General features: G+C 35.6%; 2 protein-coding genes and 1 pseudogene. All 3 read right to left on the bottom strand.

The window, feature by feature from the left end; translation table 11 throughout:
- Positions 1-167 (bottom strand): annotated as a pseudogene (locus B0A57_RS12490) (IS1182 family transposase); the annotation flags it as partial.
- 290 nt (positions 168-457) lie between these two features.
- Positions 458-1,132 carry a hypothetical protein gene (locus tag B0A57_RS09485; protein ID WP_038466532.1) on the bottom strand — a complete coding sequence of 225 codons (675 nt, stop codon included), beginning with the start codon at positions 1,130-1,132 and terminating at the stop codon, positions 458-460.
- A gap of 697 nt (positions 1,133-1,829) precedes the next feature.
- Positions 1,830-2,076: hypothetical protein (locus tag B0A57_RS12330; RefSeq protein ID WP_207758881.1), on the bottom strand; the 247-nt coding region annotated here is incomplete at its 5' end.

Here is a 2,076-nt window from a genome sequence, read left to right as displayed (position 1 = left end):
AGTAAGATGGCTTTGTTTGACCCTTCTTTTATACATTCATATTGGTGTAATTCTTTGTTGAAGATAAAGCCTTCGCGAAATGCTTTGTACTGTCCGAAATTTGGAATATAAGCATCGATGTTTTTTTTGTGTAAATACGCTAATGCTTCACCACTGCTATATCCGCCATATCATTAACCTACAACCTCAAGAAATACTTACGCTTTGTTGTGAAAAAACCAAGTATTTTGACTCAAGTGCTATCCCAAAAAGTAGGGAAGAACCAAGCTTTTTTAAAAACGATCCTTTTTAACTTGAAACGTATGTTTTTAAGGCATCAAAATTTTACAACTTTGAACTTAACCCAAAAATAAACCTCGCTTAAAACGGATTAAACGAGGCTGTTTTTTATGGTTTTTGTAAATGTTTTTCAAAAATTTAGGGTTGTGCAACAGCTACGCCTGTTAGTGGCTGTATTTTATTCAAACATTGATTTACAATTAATAAAATTTTCTATTAATTTCGACGGATTTTGTTCATCAAATTCATCAAAACCCAATATAAAAGAAGGTTCAGGCATAATAAATCTAGTTAATTCATTTATCGAGTTTACGTAATTCGTTGCATGACCATTTAACGCAATTTCGATATTCAGTTCTAAATCCCATTTTGTTTGCTCCTCACTTTTATAAACTAGAAAAGGAATAATAAACGGAACGTATTTACTGAAAATCGGGTTTTCTTCATATGTTAAGCGTGTGTCTGGCCAAACATTTATTTCGTTAAAAGTTGAACCTAAATCAACTAGAAATTTTGTGTTTTCATTAATAATTGCTTTAAAAACTTCATCTTTGTTTTCGTTTACATAAAGTTTTACATAACTAGCATGCCAAATCGTTGTTCCTTTTGGATTAACAATTTGATATGGGTGAAATGAATTACCAATTATTATTCCGCCTTTTTCTCCAATTATATTTTCATAAAGATTGGTAAATGACTTAGTGTCTTTCGATTCTCTATTTGGATTATCAGTTAAACCAAACAAATAATAACATTGAAAATTCACCATTGAATCATTTATTTTGACTGTTTTTTCTGCTAAATTTTCGGACTTTACTTTGTCTTTACTTTTAAAAATATTAAAGATTCCCATTTTCTATTGATTTCGATTAATATAGCCACTAACGAGCCCCCGCTTTGCGGGGTTTTCGAGAGAGCTTGCTCTCGAAGAAAATCTAGCAAAGCGGGTGATGGAAGAACATCGTGCGAAAGCAACGATGGTTTTTCATCACCTGCGTAGCGGGGGCTCGATGGAAAAAATTGTCCCGAAGGGCGATTTTTTCCATCGTTTCGTTGCTAAAAGCAGTTTGGGACTAAATTAGCCAAAACTTTCGGATTGACCAAATTTTCCTGACACAAAACGAATTTTAAATTCAAGACTAAAACCCAAATTGCTTGTAGCAGCTGTTGTGGTGCGGTGCTACGAATCGGCACTGAATTTTTTAGAGGTATTTTTTGCGTTTAGTTCAAAAGTAAGCGATTCAATTTCAGAAGTTTTTTCTCAACACTTTTTTGCGTCCAGTTCGGTAAAATTCTGAGGTTTCAAATTTTGGCAGTTCAAAAGCTCCAAATAAATTTCAACGGTTTTTTCTCAACACTTTTTTGCGTTTAGTTCGGTACACATTTCAAACTTCAGTTTGAGTCAGTTCGGAAGCGATTTTCAAGTGTTAAAATCTCAAAAGTGAGAGGAAAAATATTCACGATTGTAGTAACCAGAGTCGATTCGGCACTGAACCACAACGAGCCCCCGCTTTGCGGGGTTTTCGAGAGAGCTTGCTCTCGAAGAAAATCTAGCAAAGCGGGTGATGGAAGAACATCGTGCGAAAGCAACGATGGTTTTTCATCACCTGCGTAGCGGGGGCTCGATGGAAAAAATTGTCCCGAAGGGCGATTTTTTCCATCGTTCCGCCGCTTCGCGTCAGTTGCGAACTTCGTAACCGATTATTTTCCACTAAGATAATATTTCTTGCGAAACGCAAACGTGAATTTACCACAAAATTCGCAATTGCGCGAAACGGCTGTGCTTGTTGCACAACT

The sequence above is a fragment of the Flavobacterium psychrophilum DSM 3660 = ATCC 49418 genome (genome assembly GCF_002217405.1).
GTDB lineage: Bacteria > Bacteroidota > Bacteroidia > Flavobacteriales > Flavobacteriaceae > Flavobacterium > Flavobacterium psychrophilum.
The sequence above is the reverse complement of the archived record's forward strand: the minus strand, read 5'-3'. Positions and strand labels throughout refer to the sequence as shown.